General features: G+C 61.8%; 18 protein-coding genes. 7 read left to right on the top strand and 11 right to left on the bottom strand.

Translation table 11 applies throughout. The annotated features are described in order from the left end of the window. The 4 genes from paoA (at nt 1) to acs (ending at nt 5,814) form a co-directional block, all read left to right on the top strand. The gene (paoA, locus tag ABVV53_RS03310) at nt 1-633 is read left to right on the top strand and encodes an aldehyde dehydrogenase iron-sulfur subunit PaoA (RefSeq protein WP_353982896.1); all 633 of its coding nucleotides are present in this window, start codon (nt 1-3) and stop codon (nt 631-633) included. Next, on the top strand, nt 630-1,580 hold the full coding sequence (locus ABVV53_RS03315) for an FAD binding domain-containing protein (RefSeq protein ID WP_353982897.1): 951 nt from the start codon (nt 630-632) through the stop codon (nt 1,578-1,580). Before paoA ends, ABVV53_RS03315 begins: the two co-directional genes overlap by 4 nt. Nucleotides 1,581-1,584: 4 nt before the next feature. After that, nucleotides 1,585-3,789: an aldehyde oxidoreductase molybdenum-binding subunit PaoC gene (gene paoC, locus ABVV53_RS03320; RefSeq protein ID WP_353982898.1), complete on the top strand. Its 2,205-nt coding sequence runs from the start codon at nt 1,585-1,587 to the stop codon at nt 3,787-3,789. 75 nt (nt 3,790-3,864) lie between these two features. Further along, nucleotides 3,865-5,814 (top strand): acetate--CoA ligase, encoded by a 1,950-nt coding sequence (gene acs / locus ABVV53_RS03325; protein WP_353982899.1) that lies wholly within the window; start codon nt 3,865-3,867, stop codon nt 5,812-5,814. A gap of 174 nt (nt 5,815-5,988) precedes the next feature. Here acs and ABVV53_RS03330 read toward each other — a convergent pair whose 3' ends face one another. The 6 genes from ABVV53_RS03330 to rlmN all read right to left on the bottom strand — a co-directional run bounded on the left by ABVV53_RS03330 (nt 5,989) and on the right by rlmN (nt 12,077). After that, nucleotides 5,989-6,510: a septal ring lytic transglycosylase RlpA family protein gene (locus ABVV53_RS03330; RefSeq protein WP_353982900.1), complete on the bottom strand. Its 522-nt coding sequence runs from the start codon at nt 6,508-6,510 to the stop codon at nt 5,989-5,991. A 140-nt stretch (nt 6,511-6,650) separates the two neighbouring features. Next, nucleotides 6,651-7,865 (bottom strand): argininosuccinate synthase, encoded by a 1,215-nt coding sequence (locus ABVV53_RS03335; protein ID WP_353982901.1) that lies wholly within the window; start codon nt 7,863-7,865, stop codon nt 6,651-6,653. Nucleotides 7,866-7,936: 71 nt separating this feature from the next. Further along, nucleotides 7,937-9,184: a cyclopropane-fatty-acyl-phospholipid synthase family protein gene (locus ABVV53_RS03340; RefSeq protein WP_353982902.1), complete on the bottom strand. Its 1,248-nt coding sequence runs from the start codon at nt 9,182-9,184 to the stop codon at nt 7,937-7,939. 139 nt (nt 9,185-9,323) lie between these two features. Continuing rightward, complete coding sequence (locus tag ABVV53_RS03345; protein ID WP_353982903.1) at nt 9,324-10,079, bottom strand: SDR family oxidoreductase; 756 nt, start codon at nt 10,077-10,079, stop codon at nt 9,324-9,326. 225 nt (nt 10,080-10,304) lie between these two features. After that, the gene (locus ABVV53_RS03350) at nt 10,305-10,634 is read right to left on the bottom strand and encodes a glycine zipper 2TM domain-containing protein (RefSeq protein WP_353982904.1); all 330 of its coding nucleotides are present in this window, start codon (nt 10,632-10,634) and stop codon (nt 10,305-10,307) included. A 174-nt stretch (nt 10,635-10,808) separates the two neighbouring features. Further along, nucleotides 10,809-12,077, bottom strand: a complete 1,269-nt coding sequence (gene rlmN / locus ABVV53_RS03355; RefSeq protein ID WP_353982905.1) for a dual-specificity RNA methyltransferase RlmN — start codon at nt 12,075-12,077, stop codon at nt 10,809-10,811. Between the two features lie 241 nt (nt 12,078-12,318). Here rlmN and ABVV53_RS03360 point away from each other — a divergent pair, with 241 nt between their 5' ends. Then, a complete protein-coding gene (locus ABVV53_RS03360; protein WP_353982906.1) occupies nt 12,319-12,981 on the top strand; it encodes an outer membrane protein in 663 nt (220 codons plus the stop codon). A 62-nt stretch (nt 12,982-13,043) separates the two neighbouring features. On the opposite strand, the gene ABVV53_RS03365 is transcribed toward ABVV53_RS03360, so the two are convergent. Both ABVV53_RS03365 and glmU read right to left on the bottom strand, forming a co-directional pair. Then, the gene (locus tag ABVV53_RS03365; protein WP_353982907.1) at nt 13,044-13,505 is read right to left on the bottom strand and encodes a hypothetical protein; all 462 of its coding nucleotides are present in this window, start codon (nt 13,503-13,505) and stop codon (nt 13,044-13,046) included. A gap of 187 nt (nt 13,506-13,692) precedes the next feature. Beyond that, nucleotides 13,693-15,057, bottom strand: a complete 1,365-nt coding sequence (glmU, locus tag ABVV53_RS03370; protein ID WP_353982908.1) for a bifunctional UDP-N-acetylglucosamine diphosphorylase/glucosamine-1-phosphate N-acetyltransferase GlmU — start codon at nt 15,055-15,057, stop codon at nt 13,693-13,695. Nucleotides 15,058-15,116: 59 nt separating this feature from the next. On the opposite strand from glmU, the gene ABVV53_RS03375 reads away from it, so the two are divergent. Continuing rightward, nucleotides 15,117-15,788: an HAD-IA family hydrolase gene (locus ABVV53_RS03375; RefSeq protein WP_353982909.1), complete on the top strand. Its 672-nt coding sequence runs from the start codon at nt 15,117-15,119 to the stop codon at nt 15,786-15,788. Between the two features lie 22 nt (nt 15,789-15,810). Here the strand turns inward: ABVV53_RS03375 and ABVV53_RS03380 are convergent, their stop codons facing one another. Beyond that, nucleotides 15,811-17,685: a cation:proton antiporter gene (locus ABVV53_RS03380; RefSeq protein ID WP_353982910.1), complete on the bottom strand. Its 1,875-nt coding sequence runs from the start codon at nt 17,683-17,685 to the stop codon at nt 15,811-15,813. Between the two features lie 145 nt (nt 17,686-17,830). Here ABVV53_RS03380 and ABVV53_RS03385 point away from each other — a divergent pair, with 145 nt between their 5' ends. Then, on the top strand, nt 17,831-18,712 hold the full coding sequence (locus tag ABVV53_RS03385; RefSeq protein WP_353982911.1) for an isocitrate lyase/PEP mutase family protein: 882 nt from the start codon (nt 17,831-17,833) through the stop codon (nt 18,710-18,712). Here the strand turns inward: ABVV53_RS03385 and ABVV53_RS03390 are convergent, their stop codons facing one another. Both ABVV53_RS03390 and purC read right to left on the bottom strand, forming a co-directional pair. Further along, nucleotides 18,713-21,559: a M16 family metallopeptidase gene (locus ABVV53_RS03390; protein ID WP_353982912.1), complete on the bottom strand. Its 2,847-nt coding sequence runs from the start codon at nt 21,557-21,559 to the stop codon at nt 18,713-18,715. Nucleotides 21,560-21,646: 87 nt separating this feature from the next. Then, nucleotides 21,647-22,444: a phosphoribosylaminoimidazolesuccinocarboxamide synthase gene (purC, locus tag ABVV53_RS03395; RefSeq protein WP_353982913.1), complete on the bottom strand. Its 798-nt coding sequence runs from the start codon at nt 22,442-22,444 to the stop codon at nt 21,647-21,649. Between the last annotated feature and the right edge of the window lie 539 nt (nt 22,445-22,983).

Genomic DNA, 22,983 nt, shown 5'->3' on the forward strand with positions numbered 1-22,983 from the left:
ATGGAAAGATGTGGCGAGTACGACCTCTCGCGGCGAGGCGTGCTGGCGGCAAGCGCGGCTTCTGCTGCAATAACAGCAGTACCGCTGCCCGCGTTAGCTGCTGATCAGAAGAGGGACCCTAAGGCGATGCCGGTCAGCTTTGAAGTTAACGGCAACTCAGTCGCTCTTTCAGTCGACCCAAGGACGACCCTGCTGGACGCTCTGCGCGAGCACCTGAAACTCACCGGCACGAAGAAGGGTTGCGACCACGGGCAGTGCGGCGCCTGTACGGTGCTGGTGAATGGCGCCCGCATAAACTCCTGTCTCAGTCTCGCCGTGCAGCACGAGGGCGACAAGGTCACCACGATCGAAGGGCTGGGCACACCCGATCAACTCCACCCGATGCAGGCCGCTTTCATCAAGCATGATGGTTACCAGTGCGGCTATTGCACGCCCGGGCAGATCTGCTCAGCCATAGCTGTGCTGGCAGAGATCGAAGCAGGGATACCCAGCCACGTGCAAGCCGACATCGCCTCACAGCCGAAACCCTCCAACATGGAGTTACGCGAGCGGATGAGCGGGAATATCTGCCGCTGCGGCGCCTACTCGAACATTGCGGAAGCCATGGCTGAAGTCGCAGGCGCCTCGGCGTGAAGAGTTTCACTTACGAGCGCGCGACGAGTCCAGAGCAGGCGGCCGCCATCGTTGCGGACCGCCCGGGCGCGAAGTTCCTGGCAGGTGGGACCAACCTCCTCGACTTGATGAAGCTGGAGATCGAGACGCCGACACACCTCGTGGACGTTCAGGATCTGAATCTGGCACGCATCGATGAGGATACCAACGGTGGCTTGAGGATCGGCGCTCTTGTGAGCAATACGGCTCTCGCGGCGGATGATCGCGTGCGCCGAGACTATGGTGTGCTTACGCGTGCGATCGTGGCTGGTGCCAGCGGGCAGTTGCGCAATAAGGCGACAACAGCGGGCAACCTTCTGCAGCGCACACGGTGCCCCTATTTCTACGACACCAACATGCCCTGCAACAAACGCAGGCCCGGCTCGGGCTGCGGCGCCCTTGCCGGATACTCGCGCCAACTCGCGGTGGTGGGTTCTTCCGAGCAGTGCATCGCGACTTACCCTGGAGATATGGCGGTGGCGCTGCGCGTGCTGGATGCAACCGTTGAGACAGTAAAGGCGGGTGGGAAAACTCGCTCCATTCCCATCGCCGAGTTCCATCGTTTACCAGGCGATGAGCCCCAACGGGATAACACGCTTGAGCACGGCGAATTGATCACTGCCGTTGTATTGCCGAAGCCGATCGGTGGGCGGCATATCTATCACAAAGTTCGCGACAGAGCCTCCTATGCCTTTGCGCTCGTTTCGGTGGCCGCTGTGATCCAGAAGGACGGCAGTGGCCGGGTTGCCTTCGGCGGTGTCGCGCACAAGCCCTGGCGGGTCGAGGCTGCGGAAGCCGCGCTGCACCAAGGCTCCAGCGCGCTGACATCCCGGGTCTTCGCCGACGCGCGACCAACCGAGGACAACAAATTCAAGATACCTCTCGCCAAGCGAACGCTGGCATCGGTGATCGCGCAGACGAGGGCCTGACATCATGGAGTTCAACGCACCTGCGGGAACAAACCTGTTTGACCGCGCAAAGATCGTGGGACACTCGACACCGCGCATCGACGGGCCGCTGAAGACCACTGGCACCGCGCCTTACGCGTATGAGCGTCATGACGTCGCGCCCGATCAGGCATACGGCTACATCGTTGGGTCTGCCATTGCGAAAGGGCGGATCGTTTCCATGGACGTTGCGGACGCGCGGGCTGCCCCCGGCGTGATCGCAGTGGTGGCGGCTCCCGATTATGCGCCGGTGGGCCAAGGGCAGGGGAACATCGCGCCCTTGTTCGGCGGCGGCGAGATCGCCCACTATCACCAGGCGATCGCCTGCGTCGTCGCTGAAACCTTCGAGCAGGCGCGAGCCGCCTCGAGCTTGATCCGCACGCGCTATGATCGCGCGCCCGGAATGTTCGATCTGGCCGAGGCGGCGCCGGGCGCCAGCCTCGCGAAGGGAAGGGGCGGCAAGCCGGACCTCAAGACACTGGGCAATTTCGAAGCGGCCTTCGCCGCCGCTCCTGTGAAGTTGGACGCGAAGTACACAACTCCTGATGAATCGCACGCGATGATGGAGCCGCACGCAACGATCGCGGCTTGGAAAGGAGATCAGCTAACCCTTTGGACATCGAACCAGATGATCGATTGGGCGAAATCGAGCATGGCAGAGATCCTTGGCATCAAGCCGGAGAACGTCCGTGTCGACTCTCCCTTCATCGGAGGTGGCTTTGGTGGAAAACTGTTCATCCGGTCTGACGCGGTGATGGCAGCGCTGGCGGCCAAGGCAACCGGTCGGCCTGTCAAGATCGCGCTGCAGCGCCCTTTAGTGGCGAACAATACCACGCATCGCCACGCCACGATCCAGCGGTTGCGCATCGGGGCAGAGCGCGACGGCCGGATTACCGCCATCGCGCACGAGAACTGGTCCGGCAACATTGGTGGCGAAAAGGGCGAGGACGGGACGCTGCAGACGCCCAAGCTTTATGCCGGTGCGAACCGGCTTACGGCGAACTATGTCGCTGCGCTCGACTTGCCAGAGGGGAATGCGATGCGTGCCCCTGGTGAGGCCGCAGGACACCTCGCGTTGGAAGTGGCGATGGATGAGCTCGCCGAGCGCCTCGGCATGGATCCGATCGAGCTGCGCATCAGGAACGAGCCGGAGACGGTGCCGGGCAATCCCGGAAAGAAGTTTTCCCAACGCAATCTTGTTCGCTGCCTGCGCCAGGGTGCCGATCTGTTCGGGTGGTCGCATCGCCGGTCAAAGCCGGGGCAAGTGCGCGACGGACGATGGCTCGTCGGCATGGGTGTTGCGGCCGGATACCGCGGTGGCCCGGTGCAGAAGTCGGGCGCCCGGGTGCATATGGGCAACGATGGACAGATCACCGTTGAAACGGACATGACCGACATCGGCACCGGCAGCTATACCATCATCGCACAGACCGCGGCAGAGACGATGGGCGTTTCGCTCGACCGAGTGACCGTCAAGTTGGGGGATTCGCGGTTCCCCGCTTCAGCTGGATCGGGCGGGCAGTGGGGCGCGGCGAGCTCCACAGCTGGAGCCTACGCGGCCTGCGTCAGCTTGCGGCGTGCCATTGGCGCGAAGTTGGGCTTCGACGCGGATACCGCGACGTTCGCCGAAGGCAAAATCCACCTCAGCAACCGCACGATCGCTCTGAGCGATGCCGGCCCGATGACAGCCGAGGACAGTATCACCTTCGGCGAATTCAAGCGTGACTACGACGTGGGCACCTACGCGGCTCACTTCTGCGAAGTGGCAGTGGAGGCCTATACGGGTGAGTGCCGCGTCCGCCGCATGCTCGCTGTTTGCGACGCCGGGCGCATTCTCAACCCGCTCTCGGCCCGCAGCCAGGTCATTGGCGGTATGGTGATGGCTGCAGGAGCTGCGCTGATGGAAGAACTCGCCGTCGACAAGCGCTTCGGCTTCTTCGTCAATCATGACCTCGCCGGCTATGAGGTGCCCGTGCATGCTGACATTCCGCATCAAGAAGTGGTGTTTCTCGATACGCAGGATCCCGTTTCCTCGCCCCTGAAAGCCAAGGGTGTTGGCGAGCTCGGCATCTGCGGGCCTGGTGCAGCGGTTGCGAATGCCCTGTACAATGCCACCGGCGTGCGAGTGCGGAATTATCCGATCACGCTGGATAAGTATCTCGAGGGGCTGCCGGAGCCGGAGGCAATTTGATGCCCGCTGCCCTGCCAAGGGACCAAGCCAGCATGCTGATTCCCGTGTTTGCATGAAAAAATCAGGAGAGTGACGATGTCTCAGTCCGTCTATCCCGTACCCGAGAAATGGGCCGAAGAGGCGCTGATCGATGATGCGCGCTATCAGCGGATGTATCGGGCATCCGTCGAGGACCCTGAGGGCTTCTGGCGTGAAGAGGCTAAGCGGCTCGACTGGATGAAGCCTTTCACGCAAGTGAAGGAGACGAGTTTTCATGAGGCGGACTTCGGGATTCGCTGGTTTGCCGACGGTACTCTGAACCTTTCCGCAAACTGCTTGGACCGCCACTTGGCCGAGCGTGGCGACACTGTCGCGATCCTCTGGGAGCCGGATCACCCGTCCGACCAGGAGCGCCGCATCACCTATCGTGAATTGCACGAGCAGGTCTGCCGCTTCGCGAACGTGCTTAAAAGCCGCGGGATTGGGAAGGGGGACCGCGTCACGATCTATCTTCCCATGGTGCCCGAGGCTGCCGTAGCCATGCTAGCGTGCGCACGCATCGGTGCTATCCACTCGATCGTCTTTGCAGGCTTCTCGCCCGACGCACTCGCTGGACGGATCGAGGACTGCGATAGCCGCATCGTCCTGACCGCCGATGAGGGGCGCCGTGGAGGCAAGACGGTGCCGCTCAAGGCGAACGTCGATGCGGCGCTGGCGCGAGTGCCGGATGTAGAGACCGTCATTGTTCTGGCGCACACCGGCGCGGACGTGCCGCTGGTCGAAGGTCGTGACATAGACTGGAACACGGCCTTGGCGAACCAGCCTGCGGACTGTGAGCCGGTGGAGATGAGCGCGGAAGATCCGCTCTTCATCCTGTACACCTCCGGATCGACGGGGAAGCCCAAGGGCGTTTTGCACACGACCGGTGGCTACGCCGTGTGGGCTTCAATGACTCACGAATACGTGTTCGACTATCGACCGGGTGAGATCTTCTGGTGCGCCGCCGATGTCGGTTGGATCACCGGCCACACTTACGTCGTGTACGGGCCGCTGATGAACGGCGGCACCACAGTGATGTTCGAGGGAGTGCCGAACTACCCTGATGCCTCTCGCGTCTGGCAAGTGGTGGACAAGTTTCAGGTGGATACCTTTTACGGTGCTCCCACGGCGTTGCGCGCACTGATGGCAGAGGGCGACGAATGGGTGGCAAAAACAAGTCGTAAGTCCCTGCGCTTGCTTGGCTCTGTTGGCGAGCCGATCAATCCCGAAGCGTGGGAATGGTACTATCGCGTCGTCGGTGAAGAACGCTGCCCGATCGTTGATACTTGGTGGCAGACCGAGACGGGCGGAGCGATGATCACTCCGCTTCCCGGCGCAACCGCACTCAAACCCGGCTCGGCCGCCCGGCCTATGTTCGGGGTACAGCCGCTGCTCCTCGATAGCGACGGAAAGGTTCTGGAAGGGGCAAGCGAGGGAAGCCTTGTCATTGCCGATTCCTGGCCCGGTCAGATGCGGTCTGTGTGGGGCGATCACGAACGGTTCTTTCAAACCTACTTCACCACCTACCGGGGCTACTATTTCTCGGGTGACGGATGTCGGCGCGACAAAGATGGCTACTACTGGATCACGGGTCGTATCGATGACGTGATCAACGTGTCCGGGCATCGCATGGGGACAGCCGAGATCGAAAGCGCTCTCGTCGCGCACCGGAAGGTAGCCGAGGCCGCGGTTGTTGGCATGCCGCACTCGGTAAAGGGCCAGGGCATCTACGCCTACGTCACCACGAACGTGGAGGTGCAGCCCGACGAAGCGTTGCAGGCCGAACTAATCAAGTGGGTGCGTCAGGAAATCGGACCCATCGCGACGCCGGATGTGATCCATTTCACTCCCGCGCTTCCGAAGACGCGATCCGGGAAGATCATGCGCCGGATTCTGCGCAAGATTGCGGAGAACGACACAAGCAGTCTTGGAGACACGTCCACGCTGGCCGATCCCGCTGTGGTAGATCACCTGCTGTCGTCCCGCCCGATGGCAGGCAAGGGATAAGGAGCGCGACACCACCGAGCACAACATCGGGCTCGAGACTTAGTCGCTTTCTTGGAGCGTTCCGGCCTGCGCCAGGAACGCTTCGGTTTCCTTCACGCTGGAGGTCGGGAGTTCGGCGCCGCTCCCCCTTTTTCACCCCGATGAATCTACATCAACGCATGGAACGGGGAGGTGTTAGTCGGCGGCCACGGCAAGTTCGACCATCCCGCTGCCTGCGGCTCGGAGGCCAATCTCGCGAGCAGCGGCCTCGGACAGATCGATCAGGCGCTTCCCGTGGAAAGGACCGCGATCGTTGATGCGGACTATCACGGAGTCGCCGGTCCGCTTGTTGGTGACGCGGACGGTGGAACCGAGCGGGAGAGTGCGGTGTGCTGCTGTAAGGTCGGAAGGATCGAAGCGCTCACCACTGGCAGTCCGGTTCCCGGCCAGCTCACGGCCATAGTAGCTGGCGATACCTGTTCCGATCGTCTCAAAGGCGGGCTCCGCGCTAGCAAGGGGCGCAGCTTCCGCCATTGAACTGACCGCAACGGCGGCCGCGAGGGGAGCAGCCGAAGTAAGCGAGGCCTGCTCTTTTGCCAGCGCGGGAGTAGCGAAGGTCAGCGTCAAGCCGACGATTGGCAGAGCAACCGCTGCCGCAAAAGCAACTACCGGCGCAACCGTCCGGCGGGAGAAACCCGTCTTCGACTTGGCTGTCATTAATGTTCCCACTTGATCCCGCATGTGCGAGACGAGCGATACAGCCAGTCGCCGAAGATGGGCACCCCTTCGTCAGCAAGTCACCGTGTTCGATAAACGGCTTATCCTTTGCCGGTAACGTCGCGGTAACTTCTATCCTCTCAGCGGCCCCTTTGAGCGAGAAGCCTCAGGCGCAGTGCGTTGAGCTTGATGAAGCCGGCCGCATCTTTCTGATCATACGCGCCGGCGTCGTCTTCGAACGTGACGTGTCGTTCGGAGTAAAGGCTGTCGGACGACTTGCGGCCCACGACCGAGGCGACGCCCTTATAGAGCTTGAGCCGCACGGTGCCATTCACCCGGCTCTGCGAGTGATCGATCGCGGCCTGCAGCATCTCGCGCTCTGGAGCGAACCAGAAGCCGTTGTAAATTAGCTCCGCGTATTTCGGCATGAGTTCGTCTTTGAGGTGCGCGGCCCCGCGATCCAAGGTGATCTGCTCGATCCCACGATGAGCTATGGCGTAGATGGTGCCGCCAGGCGTTTCGTACATGCCGCGGCTCTTCATGCCGACAAAGCGGTTCTCCACGAGATCCAGTCGCCCGATGCCGTGCTTCTGGCCGAGCTCGTTGAGAGCCGTCAGGAGGGTCGCTGGAGACATGGCTTCGCCATTGAGAGCTACGCCGTCGCCTCGTTCGAAGTCGATGGTGATGTACTCAGGCTGGTCCGGCGCTTGTTCGGGGTTGACGGTGCGCGAGTAGACGTAGTCGGGCGTCTCCTGCCAGGGATCTTCCAGCACTTTGCCTTCGGATGAGGTGTGCAGCAGGTTTGCATCGGTAGAGAAGGGGCTTTCGCCGCGCTTGTCCTTGGGGACGGGTACTTGGTGCGCCTCCGCCCAAGCAATCAGCGCGGTGCGGCTGGTGAGGTCCCATTCGCGCCAGGGAGCGATAACCTTTATGTTGGGGTCAAGCGCGTAGGCGGAGAGTTCGAAGCGAACCTGGTCGTTGCCTTTGCCGGTGGCTCCGTGAGCTACGGCGTCCGCACCGGTCTCGTGCGCAATCTCAATCAGACGCTTCGAGATCAAGGGGCGCGCGATCGACGTGCCGAGCAGGTAGTCTCCCTCGTAGCGAGCGTTGGCACGCATCATCGGGAACACGAAGTCGCGCACGAACTCTTCGCGCAGATCGTCGATGTAGATGTTCGCGTCAGGAATGCCGAGCAGCTTGGCCTTGGCACGCGCCGGCTCCAACTCCTCGCCTTGGCCAAGATCGGCGGTAAACGTGACCACCTCGCAGCCATAGGTCACCTGCAGCCACTTGAGGATGACGCTGGTGTCGAGGCCACCGGAATAGGCGAGGACGACCTTCTTGATCTCGGACATGGCTGGGAGGCTCCGTTGCACTTTCGGCGGGCCGGTACCAGCGCAGGCCCTGCGGCGCAATGGCTGCAGGATCAGTGGTCGAGCAGTTCCGCCTCCGCGTTTCCGATGTAGTCACGTGTGAGAGGGAGCGCGTGACGCGAGCGCGCGTACTGGATCTGATAGTTGCACAAGCCGCCGCTTTCGAAGGCAGCTGTCGCGCCGGAAAGGTAGAATGTCCACAAGCGGTAGAAGCGCTCGTCAAACATCCCGACGATTGCCTCTTTCTGCTCGACACAACGGGCATACCACTCGCGCAGAGTGCGAGCGTAGTGCAGGCGTAGCGTCTCGACATCGGTAGCGATCAGGCGCACCTTCTCACTCGCTGCAAGTGTCTCGCTAAGAGCGGGGATATAGCCGCCGGGGAAAATGTACTTGCGGGTGAACGCGTCGGTGGATCCGGGGCTGCCCATGCGGCCTATCGTGTGCAGAAGCATGACGCCATCGTCAGCCAGCATATTGGCGCAGGCGCGGAAGAAGCGCTCGAACTGCGGCTGGCCCACGTGCTCGAACATGCCGACCGAGACGATACGGTCGTAGCGCAGCCCACGCGCGGCGAGATCACGGTAGTCGATGAGCTGGAAGGTGACCCGGTCCGCAACCCCGGCGTCCTCCGCTCGTTCCCGGGCGAGGACCAGCTGCTCCTGGCTGAGGGTGATGCCGTGAACCGTCACCCCGGCATGGCGTGCGAGATAGATCGCCATCCCGCCCCAGCCGCAGCCGATGTCTAGCACCCTTTGCCCCGGCGAGAGCGCCAGCTTGGCGGCGATATGCGCCAGCTTGGCGTCCTGCGCTTCCTCCAGCGTCATATCCTCGCGGGGCCAATAGGCGCAGGAGTACTGCATGTGATCGCTGTCGAGGAACAGCCGGTAAAGCGCGTTTCCTATGTCATAGTGATGGGCCACGTTCGATCTGGACCGTCGTGCGTGGTTGAAGCTCTCCAGCGTATGGGCCAGGCCGTTGCGAACACGCCGCGCTCGGCTCGGCGCCTCCAGACTACCACCTCGGTCCCATAGTCCGTTGGCGCGGATCAGCGTGACGAGGTCCATAATGTCGCCGTGCTCGATGAGCAGTTCGCCGTCCATGAACGCTTCCGCCGCGCCAAGCCGCGGATCAAGGAGGATCCGCCTCTCGCCCGCTGCCGAGACAAAACGGATCCGCACGTCTGGATAACCTGTCCGTGGCGAGCCGAACGTTGTGACAGATCCATCGGCGCGCGCGACTTGGAGGGTCCCAAGTTGCACAACCCGCCCCAGGAAGCGATCCAGCAATCGTTTAGCCAATGTTACAATTCCGCCCTTGTTAGCGCTGGGGAGCGAAGGGAAGCGACTGCCCCCCGCAGCCTCTTATTGTGAGATAGTAGCCACCGTGTTTGCCTTGAGGCAAGACTTGACCGGCATCGATCTTGTGACGACGATCAGCTCATTGTCGCGCAAGAAACAAGACGTCGCGGGGCTGCGAAAGCAAATGCTGACCGGAGTCGATGTACAACGTTTCGCCGCTGCGCAGCCAACCTTGCGCCAGGAACAGCGTCGCTTGTGCGATTTCGTCTGCACCTGTCTTGCGCACCAGCAGGTTCATCCGGTGTGAGCGTTCGGTCTCGACTTCCGCCTGATCATGGCTCGCCAGAATTGCTCCCGGCGCAAGGCCGTAGATCCGATCACGCGGATCGGATCGCGCCATCGAGAGCATGGCGATAGTCGCGTTCAGTGCGTGCTTGCTCATGGTGTAGGAGAAGAAGTCAGGATTGGGATTGGCGATCTTCTGGTCAGTGATCTGGATCACCCGCCGCCCGCCACTGGCGCGTCCATGCGAAAGGTACGCCTGCGCGAGCGCTGCGGGTGCTGCGGCATTTATCTGCATGGCCCGGCGGAAGACGCCGGGGGCCAGTTCGGTCGCATAATCCAGTTCGAACACGCTTGCGCAGTTCACGAGAACGCGCCAGTCGCTCAGACGGTTCGCAAGTTGCTGGCCGAGCGCGGCCGCTGCGCCCTGTCCCGCTAGGTTAGCGCGTACCGTCTCTGCCGAAGGCAGGCTTGCGGCCAGCGCTTCGGCTTCGACGCCAGAAGTGCCGTAATGAATGACGACGTGCCACCCGGCCGCACCAAAGGCGGATGCGATGGCGGCGCCGATGCGGCGGGCACCGCCGGTCACGAGAACAGCGGGCCGCTCTACCATCGAGACTTGAGTTGACGCAGTTGCCGGTGTCCAGTGAAGGAAACACGGGGCCGGGGACGGCGAGTACCCTTCGCCCCTTGCAGAACCGCCCTAGAGATCATCAACGCCATCATGCTGGCTTTGGAGCATACTTGGCCGGTGTAGGAAAGCATTGGGCACATCGCCCAAGCGAAAGGCGCACGCTTGGGAGCGATGCGCCTTCGCAAAATGCCTTCTTGGCGCTTGTCAGCGGCAGCGCGCGCGTGAGCCACCACGCTCCACTTCGCGACCGAGGAGCGCGCCGCCTGCGGCGCCCAGAACGGTGCCCAACGTCTTGTCTCGACCGCCGTCGATCGTACGGCCGACAAGCGCACCGGCGACGCCGCCGATCAGCAGCCCCGTGGTGCCATTGGGCTTCTTGCAGTAGTAACGACCATTGTTTCCGCGCCAGTACCGGACGCCATTATCCGTGTTGTAGTAGCGGCGATCATCGTTCCGGCGAGCCTCTGCTGGCGTGCTCGTGGCGACGGGGACGGCGATGGCTGCGAGGAGTGCAGCGGTGATGGCTTTACGCATGGTCTTTGCCCTCAAGTTGCGCTTGGTTGATCCAATAACGCAACTCATCGTTCAGTGATCCACAACGTCAGATGAACAGATCGTCTCTCTCACGGCGGCGAGATGGCCTGATAGTTCCTTGCGACGGATTGTGCCGGCAGCGGAGCGACCCTGCCAATCGGCACGATTCAAACCCTAACCGATCGCGGCTTGCTTTTCCTCATAGAGCCGGTCGAGTTCGGCCCGGCTTTTCTTCTGCGCTGCCGTCTTGAGCTGACCACAAGCGGCATCAATGTCACGTCCACGTGGTGTCCGCACTGGAGCGGAGATGCCGCCCTCAAAGACGATGTCGGAGAAGCGGCGCACCCGGTCGGGGGTCGAGCACTCATATGGCGCCCCCGGCCAAGGATTGAACGGGATCAAATTGACCTTCGCCGGCAGCTTATAGTGCTTGATCAGTCGGACAAGCTCGCGCGCATCCTCATCACTGTCGTTCTTGTCCTTGAGCATGACGTACTCGAACGTGATGCGCCGCGCATTGCTGGCGCCGGGATAGTCAGCACAGGCCTGCAGGAGCTCATCGATGCCGTATTTGCGGTTGATCGGCACGATCTCGTCTCGGACGTCCTTCCTCACCGCGTGAAGCGAAACAGCGAGGTTTACGCCGATCTCCTCGCCGCATTGCGCCATTTTCGGCACGACGCCGGAGGTGGAGAGTGTAATCCGGCGTTTAGACAAGGCGAGGCCGTCGCCGTCCATGACAAGCTTGAGCGCGTCACGAACGTTGTCGAAATTGTAGAGCGGTTCCCCCATGCCCATCATCACGATGTTGGTGAGCAGGCGGCCGTCCGAAGAGTAGGAGCCCTCGTCCTCCTCGTCATCGAGCCCCGCCATGGTGGCGATGCGCGCGTCGCCATTCGTCTTCGGCCATTCGCCGAGCGAGTCTCGAGCGAGCATCACCTGTCCGACGATCTCGCCAGCGGTGAGATTGCGCACCAGCCGCATGGTGCCGGTATGACAGAACCGGCAATTGAGGGTGCAGCCCACCTGGCTGGACACGCACAGGGTGCCTCGATCCGCGTCAGGGATGAATACCATCTCATAGTCATGGGCGTCGGCCGTGCGCAGCAGCCATTTACGGGTGCCGTCGCTGGAGTGCTGGGCCTCCACGATCTCGGGACGGCCGATCACGAAGCGCTCCGCCAACCAAGGCCGCATGGACTTGGCGATGTCAGTCATGTCATCGAAATCGACCACGCCTCGGTGATACAGCCAGTGGAACACCTGCTTGGCGCGCAGCTTTGCCTGCTTGTGATCGAGACCCGCGGTTTCGAACAGCTCGGCAATCCGCTTTCTCGGCAGCCCGATCAGATCCACGCGACCGTCTTCGCGCGGGGTCACGTCGCGCGGCAGTGGCACCGGGTCGATGTGCCCCGGTATCGGCATGAGGTTCGTGTCGGCCATGATGGGGTGCCATATAGTGCACGTCCCCGTCGGTGGGAAGGCACCCCCGCGCGCGAGTACGCGAACTGGCTGATCTGAGTGAACTTTCGACAGCAGAGCGCCGCAGAGACAGTGTCGGGCTTTTTAGTGTTGCGCAAAAGCATCACCGATCTTGTTGTCTTGTGTTCATGAAACTCCGGCGCCCGATGAAGCATTCAGTGGGTCCCGGCGGCTTAGAGCCGGCTGGAAGATGGAGCTTATTATGAAGAAAGTTATGGTCTGCCTCGCAGCCGGCAGTGCACTCGTTTCCGTTCCTGCTCTGGCCCAGAGCACCGAGACGTCCTTCACCGGACCGCGCGTGGAAGCGATTGCCGGCTACGACATCAGCAAGGCCGGCAGCACGGTCGACGATGATCTCAACAGAGACAACGATCAGTCCATCGATGGTTTCATGTACGGCATCGGCGCGGGCTACGACTACGACTTCGGCAGCGCCGTCGTGGGCGTCGAGGCCGAATTGACCGACAGCACCGCCAAGACCGGCTTTGATGCCGGGGACTACGAAGGCATCGGCTTTGGCAACGTGCGGACAGGGCGAGACATTTACGTCGGCGCGCGCGCCGGGTTCAAGGCTGCACCGACCACACTGGTCTATGTGAAGGGCGGCTACACCAACGCTCGCTTCGATGTCCTGGCTGACGACGGCCAGACCGAATACCGCGAGAACATTGATAGTGACGGATGGCGGATCGGCGCTGGCGTCGAGCAGAAGCTCGGATCGAACGCCTTTGCCAAGTTCGAATACCGCTACTCCAACTATTCCAAAGCGGAGATCGATTTCGAGGACGACTTCCCTGACACCGAACGCTTCGACGTCGATCTGGATCGCCATCAGATTGTGGCGAGCGTCGGCTATCGTTTCTAAACGGTCAGTCTAGCGTAAAATGAGAAGGGCGGAGCGATCGCGCTCCGCCCTTTTTTTGCAGCTCAGGGATTGTGGTTCAAGCGGGCACACCCAAGCGCCGCCGCGTCCATGGCGGAGGCGGCCCCAGCGAGCGGATAGATGTTCGCGAAACCGCGCCCGCGCGAATCGCGCGCGCGAACGTACATTCGTGAAGCTGAGCGCATCGCGGCAATGATCGCGGCATTGTCGCTGCTGTTCGCCGCCCATGCATCGCCACCACCCCCGGTTAGATTGAAGCGACGGTCGCCAATGACAAGCACGATCGGCGAGTTGGGCGCCAGTTTGCGCGAAAGGCGAAAGTGGATCTGATTGCGCGCACCGCGTCTGGGCCATGTTCCGATGGCCGCGAAGGGCTGATAATCTCGCTGCTTCAGGCTAGGATCGGCCAGCGCGATGGCATAGCACCGTGGCGCAATCGGATCGCGGAATGCGCCCCATGTGGCATAGAGGCCCAGGCTGTCGCGCGCGGAGGCTGGTGCGGACAACGCGATGCAGCAGGCAACAAGCCACGCTCGAGCAAACACACCGCGCCCTCTCGCAGATCGTCTCTGCTTGTGAAAGCGCCAGTCCAGCTTAGGCAAAGGGTGGAAGTGCAGCACTTTCTCTCCCGTTTCGCGATCCTCCACCGCATGCATGGTGACCGAATCCGCGGGTGTCAGCGACTTTGGATGGTCAACCCGGTTTGTCCGCCTTCTTCTTCTTCATCGCGTCATGAAAGCTGTCGGCCCAGCCTGGCTTGACGAGCTGCTCCGCTCGAACAAGTCGCAGCTCACCATCAGCGACATCGCGGCTCACCGCGCTGCCAGCCGCCACGATGGCGTCCGTGCCAATCCGTACCGGCGCGATAAGGGCACTGTTGGACCCGATGAACGCGCGGTCGCCGATAACGGTCTGATGCTTGAAGTAGCCGTCATAGTTGCACGTGATAGTGCCGGCACCAATGTTGGCATCCCTCCCAACTTCGGCATCGCCGAGGTAGGTAAGGTGATTGGCCTTGGCGCCTTCGCCCAGGACGGCTTTCTTGATCTCCACGAAGTTGCCGACTCGCGAGCCTTTCTTGAGCAGGGCGCCAGGACGAAGGCGGGCGTAGGGGCCCACCGAAACGCCGCTCTCGATTGTCGCCCCTTCCAGATGCGAGAACGCGTGGATACTCACGTCATCGGCTACCGTGACGCCGGGGCCGAATACGACATTGGGCTCTATGGTCACGTCGCGCCCCAGCTTGGTGTCCCAAGCGAACCAGACTGTCTCGGGTGCGATCAGGGTCGCTCCATCGACCATCGCCTGCTCGCGCCGTCGCTTCTGCCAGCGCGCCTCGGCCTGCGCGAGTTCGCCGCGCGAGTTGATACCGGCGACTTCGTCGGCCTCATTGGTGACAATGACCGCGCAATAGCGGTTGTCCATGCTGGCGATGTTCACGATGTCGGTCAGGTAGTACTCACCTTGCGCGTTCTCGTTGCCGACACGGTCGAGGAGAGCGAAGAGATCTTGCGAACGGACGGCCATCAGCCCCGAGTTGCACAGATTGACCAAGCGCTGCTCGGTTGTCGCGTCCTTGTGCTCGACCATCCAGGTGATGCGATCACCATCTGCCACGATCCGCCCGTACTGCAGAGGGTCCTCAGGTTCGAAGCCCAGGACGACGATCGGAGGCTCCTCTGTCCCATGCAACCGCTGGATCATTGCCTGCATCGTATCGGCACGCACGAACGGCACGTCGCCGTAGAGGATCAGCACATCGCCTTCGAAGCCTCGCAGTGCTTCCCTCGCTTGCAGGACGGCATGCCCGGTTCCGAGCTGAGGTTCTTGCAGCGCGATGATCGCCCGGCCCCCAAGCGCCTTCTCCAGTTGCTCGCGCCCGTGCCCGGCCACGACGACCTGCCGCTGCGGCGCAAGTTCGGCGGCGCTTGCTAGCAGATGCTCCAGCATGGGACGGCCTGCGACCGGATGAAGAACCTTGTGCAGGTCACTCTTCATCCGCGTGCCCTTGCCGGCGGCGAGAATAACGATGGCGAGCGGGGCGGCGGCAGATGTCATGGACGCCATTTGCCAGCAAATGCTTGCCGTTTCCACCACAAGCGCGCACTTCCCGACGGATGAAGGATTTCGCATTTGAGATCGTCGGCTTCGACCTCGACGGCACCTTGCTCGACACGCACGGCGACCTCGCCGCAGCCGTGAACCATGCAGTCGGGCAGGAGGGGCGGCCCGCACTAGCGCCGGCGGAAGTGCGCAACTTTGTGGGAGGCGGATCGCGTAAGATGCTGCTTCGGGCACTTGAAGCGAGTGGAGGCCCAGTGCCGGAGGAGCGCTTCGCCGAACTTTATGACGCGCTGATCGCCTACTACGAGCAGAACATCGCAGTTCATACGCACCTCTTTCCCGGAGGCGGGGGCGCTCTGGTAGCGTTGAGCAAGCGGGGCGTGAGAATTGCGCTTGTCACTAACAAGTTAGAGCGCCTGGCCGTTAAGCTTCTGACGGAGCTCGATCTTGCTCAGCACTTTTATACCATCATCGGCGGCGACACGCTTGGGCCCGGCAGGGCCAAGCCGCAACCCGACCTCCTACACGAGATGATCGCTCGAGGCGGGGGAGGGCGGGCGGCCTACGTCGGCGATAGCACCTTCGACGTTGGTGCAGCGCAGGCGGCTGGGATCCCATGCGTCGCAGTGAGCTTTGGTTTCAACGATCTGCCTCCCTCGCAACTCGGCGCCGCGGCGGTGATCGACCATTTCGACGCCCTCGTTCCAGCTTTGGAGCAGCTCTGATCCATGTTGCAGGAACATGCGTTCAGGCTTTCTGCGGCGCGGCTCCCGCCGCTGACGGCCCCGCGCGGCCACTGCGGTTCTCTCGGAGTTCCAGCTTCGTATCATGCTTGGTTCTGCGTTCTTCCGCCGTCTCGCGGGGCGAGAAGTAGATAATCTCGTCGTTTTCATGTGGGGCGGGGGTCCGCACGGACGAGTAGAGTTCGTAGGTTCCGTCTGGCCGCACCACTGCGAAGGGACGCGCTAGCCGATCCAGCTTCGCCTCAAAGGCCTCCAAGTCAAATTGCTCGGTAATGCGGGTGCGGCTGAATAGCCATCCTTCGGCAATGCGCGTCTGCAGCTCGCACACATCAACTGGCTCCAGGAATAAGGTTCCGCCGCGTGGCACGGTCATGCCCTCCCGCGGGTCCGGCGCAACCTGGAGCACAGAGTCGAAGCCAAGCTCCGGGCCGAGCTCGGAGCAAACGAGTGCATTGTACGCGTCGCTATCCGACGTTGCCAGGACGTGGTGATAGTCTGCCCAGTCAAACTGGTGTCCGAAACTCTCAGACAGAACATCGCCGCGATGAGCGGAGATGTCCTCCCGAGCTACTCGACGGAGCGAAAACCTGGAATTGTCGATCATCGTGACCTCGACGCCAGCTTGCTTCATTGCCGCCGCCGCCGCCGCAGACCAGCGATTGATGCCGATGAACATCAGCGCGTTACCTTTGCCCCGCTCGATGCCCAAGAACCGTGCCCATGGCCTTGCGGTGAACCCGTGCGCGACGATCGTGCCGATGGCGGTGGCGAAGGCGAGCGGCACCAGCAGTTCAGCCCCGACTACCTCGTTCTCAGTCAGGCGCAGCGCGAACAGTCCGGTAATCGCGACTGCCACGATCCCGCGCGGAGCAACCCAGGCGATGAACAGCCTTTCACGCCAAGACAGGGCACTGCCGAGCAGCGAGATAAGGACAGTCAGAGGCCGCGCCACGAACATCAGCAGCACGAGGAAGATCGCAAAGCGCGCCTGCAGCCGCTCGATGATGCTCCAGTCCAGCGTTGCCGAAAGAAGGATAAATACGCCCGAGATAAGGAGGACCGTCAGGTCCTCCTTGAAGCGCCGCATCGCGGTGCTCGAGAATGTCGGCCTATTGGCCAGCACCGTTCCCATGACGGTCACCGTCACCAGCCCGCTCTCATGCTGTACGGTATCGGCAGCGACAAACGCTGCAATCACCAGCACCAACAGCAGGGGTGCCTTGAGATATTCGGGCACGTACCCGCGCGGGAAGGACCAGGCGACGAAACGGCCCAGGCCATAGCCAAGGGCAGCTGCTCCAACTGTGGCGCCCAGAACCGTGGGTATGCCGCCAGGCGCCGGTTCGCCGTTGGCGAATGTCATTTGCGCGAAGACGGCAATGGCAAGCAGCGCCCCGATCGGGTCGTTGATGATCGCTTCCCACTTGAGCGTGTCGCCAACTCGTCGGGGCACTTTGATCTCGCGCAGCATAGGACCGATCACTGTCGGCCCCGTGACTACCAGGATGCCCCCGAACAGAGCCGAGAGTTCCCAGCTGAGACCGGCACCTACGCGAACAGCCAAAGTGCAGGTAAGCCAGCCCAGCGGCACGCCCAGAAAGATCAGACGCTTCACGGCCGTGCCTGCCTCTCGCAAGTCACGGAAGTTGAGCTGCAGACCGCCCTCAAAGAGGATCACTGCCACGGCGAGCTTGATGATCGGCTGTTGCAGCTCACCAAAATCGCGTGTCGGGTCGATGTATCCCGTTACCGGTCCGGCAATGATACCCGCCGCCAGCAAGAAAACGATGGCAGGCTTCCCAGTGCGCCATGCGATCCACTGGGCGGCAACGCCAAGGACGCCGATCAGCGCGATCTCGATCATCAGGGCTTCGTGCACCGGAACTCCTGTTGACCTATAGCGCTGCTGACGCTCGAACCCGCTGGGCTTGAGGCGCAGGTGCTTGCGCCTCAAGCGGTATCATGCAACCGCATAGGAAAGCGAAGGTTCCGTGCTGGCGTTCGCGATATGATAGGGAGTGAGGATGATGCCGACACCTGGAGAGAAATTGCGTGCTCTGCTTCAGAGCGGTGAGCACTTTGTCGCGGCCGAGGCATATAGCGCGCTCACCGGCCGGATTGTCGAGTATGTTGGCTTCAAGGCCGCGTATCTGGGCGGCCATGCTTGCTCCGCCTTTCACTACGCGGTTCCCGACAACGGTGTGTTCAGCCAGGTCGAGCAGATCGAACAGGCTGGTCGGATCGCGCAAGCCATGAACGTCCCTCTCATTGCGGATGCTGACACCCTGGGCGAGACGGTTGCCGACGCATATCACTTCACGCGCCGCTACGTCGCTGCGGGCATCGCGGGCTATCACGTGGAAGATGAAGTCAATCCCAAGCACTCGAAACATATCAACGGTTTGTGCTCCATTGAAGACATGCAGTTGCGCATCGAAGCCGGCGTCAAAGGCCGTGGCGATTCAGGCCTAGTCATCATCGCCCGCTGCGATGAACTCTACACCAGCGAGAACGGCGGCGGCGGGACTGGTTCCATCGAGGAAGCGATCAAGCGTGGCAAGGCCTACGCGGAGGCAGGTGCCGACGCGATCGTCTTCGCGAGTGCGCCGCCCGCCCAACAAGCGGAAGTGATTCCGCACATGACGATCCCTGTCTGCACGCTCGGCTTCAACCTTCCGGACACGGCCTTCACTCTGTCCACCGGCTGGGGCTGGGTTTCCGCAGCCGTCAATCACATGAGCATGGCGCGCGAACTGATGGAGACCGGCAGCGTCGCAAGTGCGATGGACGCTTTCGCCAATTTCCCGGAAAAGTACGATCTCATTGACCAGAAACTATACGATGATCTGATTGTGGATTGGGCCGAGCGCACCGGCAGGCCGACGCGTCCGAACCACGCCCGCTGATCACTCAGGGGGTGTCGCGCCTTCCGGCAGGGCAAGCACCTCCAGCCCCTGGTCGGGGTCCAGATAGCGCAGCGCGGCAGCTTGCAGATCTTTTGGCTCGATCGCGGTCAGGCGCTCCTTTGCTCGGGCGAAACGCTCGATGCGGTCAGACTCACTCTGGGCGCGGTCGACCAGGGAGAGCCATCCGTCGTTCGACTTGAGAGCATTCTGCAGTGCTTCGAGCAGAGGCTGCCGTGCACGTTGCAGCACATCATTGTCGACTGGATCTGAGCGTAAGCCGACGACGGTTTGCCTGATGGCGGCTCGCGCAGCGAGCACGTCCTGCACATCGAGGGAAGCGGAAACGTTGAACGTGCCGTACTGCGGCCACGTGCGAGAGAGCGCGCTCGCGGCGCTAGGAGAATAGGCTTTGCCAAGCGTCTCACGCAAGCTCTCGGTCAGTTCGATACGCATCACGCGCTCCAGAAGTTGCAGCTGCAAAGCCTCCACTGGATCGGTATCGTCACGCGTAGGCCAGACCACTCGCAGCAGGGCTTGGTCAGCGGGCCCGGTATGCCGCACGATCCGGCGCTGCCGATCGGATGTAAACGTACGCGGGGGTTGTTCGCTGGAGTCGCGAAACGCCGGCTCGCGCGGCGGCAGCGCGCCAAAGGTGGCCGCCACAAGCGCGATCGCCTCGTCCTCGTCGAAGTCGCCGACAACGCCGATCTCGATTGCACCATGAGTCAGGCGGTCAGAGATGTCGCGCTTGAGTTTGCCAAAAGTCAGCCCGCGGTATGCTTTCACGTCCTGCTGAGTAAAACGTGGATCGCCATCGGAAAGGATGCCGCCTAGTTCTGCCCGTAATGCCGTAATAGGCGTTGCGCGCAGCTGCTCGAAATAGTTGTTCATGTTGTGTCGGTACTGGACCTCACCTTCGGCCCGATAGCCAGGGTCCATGATGAACGCGGTCCAGAGCTGCAGCTGGAGTTCCAAGTCGCGCGGCGTGGTGGTCGCACGGGCGTCGAAGGTCTCTCCCCCAGTGCGGAGGCGACCGCTGACATTGCGACCGGCGAGGATCGTCTGCAGCTCGTCGGCGCTGTGTTGGCCGAGCCCGCCTTCGCTCAGAAACGGTATCATCTCGGTCGCAAGCGGATTAACTAGCGTGTCGAGCCGGTTGCCCCCGTCCAGAGACAGACTGACACGCACACGGTCTTTTTCGATGTCGGTCCGCTTCAGGTTGAGCATGATGCCGTTGGCAAAACGGACTTGTCGAACGCCCATTATTGGCTCTCGCTGGTCCGAGATGACGACTCCCGCCGGACCGAAGTCAGAGTAGGCAAAGCCCGCCAGATCAGTGGAGCTTGCCATCGCCACTTCAGCTTTCATCGCCTCCGCCCAGGCCGCGCGGATGGCCTTCACGCCTCCAGCGGGGTCATGCCGGCCTCTAAATCGGATCAGCGGATCAGTAATCGCAACAGCCTCGCGCTTCATAGCGGCGAGCACCGCCTCAGGTGTTATCTGGGGGGCAAAGTCCCGGAAGCGGGCTAGTGCGTCTGCGGGTGTGGAAGGCACGACCCGATCGGATATAAGTGCCAGAGCCGCGGCGGTAAGTGCAGCATTACTGCGCGTTTCCGCAGAGCTGGCCGCGCTTTCCAGAGAGGTGCGGATATTCGCCACCTGCTCCGCAACTTCAGAGGGGTCGAAGCCGTGAACCAGCGCGCGCCGATATTCGCGGGCAGCGGCGATCAGGCCGCGCCGCCACTTGCGGTCCACAGTATCTACGATCAATCGGGTGGACCGGGCACTCTCGAACACGTCGCCTGTTCCGAACCCAGCACCACGAAATGGCGGATCGGCTTGCCGGGACAGGCGCTGCAGACGCCGGTTGACGATAGCGTAGCCAATCTGACGCAGCAGGTCCTCTTGCCTTTGCAGCACCGTGTCGGGTTCATCGAGCCAAGGACCGTTGCGCGCGATCGTGACCCGTTCAGATACTGCTGGATCGAGGTATATCGCCGTCCGATCGCGATCCCTGGTACGGATCGGACCGGCATCCGGCTGTGACTTCGGCTTGCGTGCGCGCCATCGGCCAAAGTGCGCTCGGATGGTTGCCTCGACTAGGTCAGGGTCAAAGTCTCCAACAACGACAAGCGTGACGTTCTGGGGCACGTAGGTGCGCTTGTAAAAAGCGCGCAGCTTGGCCGCCGTGGCTGCGTTGAGTGTCTTGGCTGTCCCGATCGGAAAGCGCTGCGCAAAGCGCGAGCCCGGATAGAAGAACTGTGTGTTGGCGATGGTATCGCGAAGTTGCCACGTGTTCCGGTCTCGCATTTCCGAAAGGATCACTCCTCGCTCCCGCTCCACCGCTGCTTGCTCGATGGTCAATTCACTTGCTGTCTCACGCATGAGCAGCAGTGCAATCTCGAGAAGTTGCGGGTCGTTGGTAGGCAGGTCCAGCTTGTAGAGCGTGCGGTCGAAGCTGGTAGAGGCGTTCGTATCAGCACCGAAGGCCAATCCGTAGCGCTCTAACAGCCGAACCATCTCACCCTCGGCAACACGAGTGCTGCCATTGAAAGCCATGTGCTCAATGAAATGAGCGTAACCACGCTCGTGCTCGCGCTCGTCCAGCGAGCCGACTGCAACATCCATGCGGACGAGCGCCGTGCCTGCAGGAGTCGCGTTACGACGAATGATGTAGCGCACTCCGCTTGCAAGACGGCCAAAGCGAAATGCAGGATCAACGGGTATGTCGTTTGGCTCAAAGGCCCACTGCGCTGCGCTCGAACCTGCGTCCCGTGCGTGCGAAATCGCAGGAGCGGAAATGAACACAAGGCACAGGATGAGGAGAGCTCGAAGCCGGAAACTCATCTCTCGGCACCTGCCCGAGCCGGAACACTAAGACAAGCGCGCGCTAGCCGTCCCGCGTCGGTATGAACGCAGGACGCGGCGCAGTCCTCACTTGCTGGTTTTGCTATTGCGCAGCTTGCCACGATGAGCGTTGAGATCGAAGACTTCGCTTGGCCCAGGGTCGTCCTGCAATACGCCGAGGCGACGTGCCACTTCCTGGTAAGCCTCTTCCTCGCCGCCCAAGTCTCGACGAAAGCGATCCTTGTCAAGCTTCTCACCCGTGGTCATGTCCCAGAGACGGCAGCCGTCGGGGCTGATTTCGTCCGCAAGGATCACGCGGCTGTAGTCGCCGTCCCAGATACGTCCGAACTCAAGCTTGAAATCGATCAAGCGGATGTTGATGGCCGAAAACATGCCGCAAAGGAAGTCGTTCACCCGAATGGCCAGAGCCGAGATGTCCTGCATTTCTTCGTTCGAAGCCCAGCCGAAGCACGCGATGTGCTCTTCTGCGATCAGCGGATCGCCCAGCGCATCGTCCTTGTAATAATATTCCAGCAAAGTGTGCGGCAGCGGCTCGCCTTCGGCGATACCAAGGCGCTTTGAGATCGAGCCGGCAGCTACGTTACGCACGACCACTTCGATCGGGATGATCTCCACCTGCCGAACCAGTTGCTCGCGCATGTTCAGGCGGCGAATGAAGTGGTTCGGCACGCCGATGTGATTGAGGCGGGTGAACACATACTCGCTGATGCGGTTGTTGATCACGCCCTTGCCTTGGATCGTGCCTTTCTTCTGCGCATTGAACGCGGTGGCATCGTCTTTGAAGTACTGAATGAGGGTGCCCGGCTCGGGGCCCTCGTAGAGGATCTTGGCCTTGCCTTCGTAGATCTGGCGCCTGCGCGACATGGGCAATCCTTACTCGATACCTGGCTTCACAAAAGCGGACCCCGGCGCGCGCAGAGCGCATTGCGCGAACTGCTCGGCCGGGGGTTCGTCGTTGGCATATAAGCGAACGGCCCTCAATTGCAAAGTCGGCGCGGGGGCGGGATTATCGCGCCGGCAGGTGCTCGTGCCAAAACACCGTTTCACACCCGGTTTGTGAGGTAGCTCAGACGGCGCAGAATGCCGGAAGGCTGGAGAGAAGAGCGACAGCGGCATGCAGCAGCCTCGCAGTGATGCCGCTCCTCCCTCTCCAGGCTTCGTATCTGTGTAAGACGCATCGTGGACGCAAGAACATCAATGCGACACATACAGCGCCAACGGTAGCAGCAGCTCATCGCTGCTACCGGGGAGAAGCTTAGTGCTGCTTACCGGCGTCCGAACAGACGCTCGAGAAGAGACGGTTCATGCATCGGCTGAACAGGGCCATAGAAGCGATGCCGCGCATGAGCATCGAGCTGAGGGCGGGGAAGTACCGACTCGTGTGGCCGGCTAGACTGGTAGCG

Origin of the sequence: Novosphingobium kalidii (genome assembly GCF_040534015.1) — a bacterium.
Taxonomy (GTDB): Bacteria; Pseudomonadota; Alphaproteobacteria; order Sphingomonadales; family Sphingomonadaceae; genus Novosphingobium; species Novosphingobium kalidii.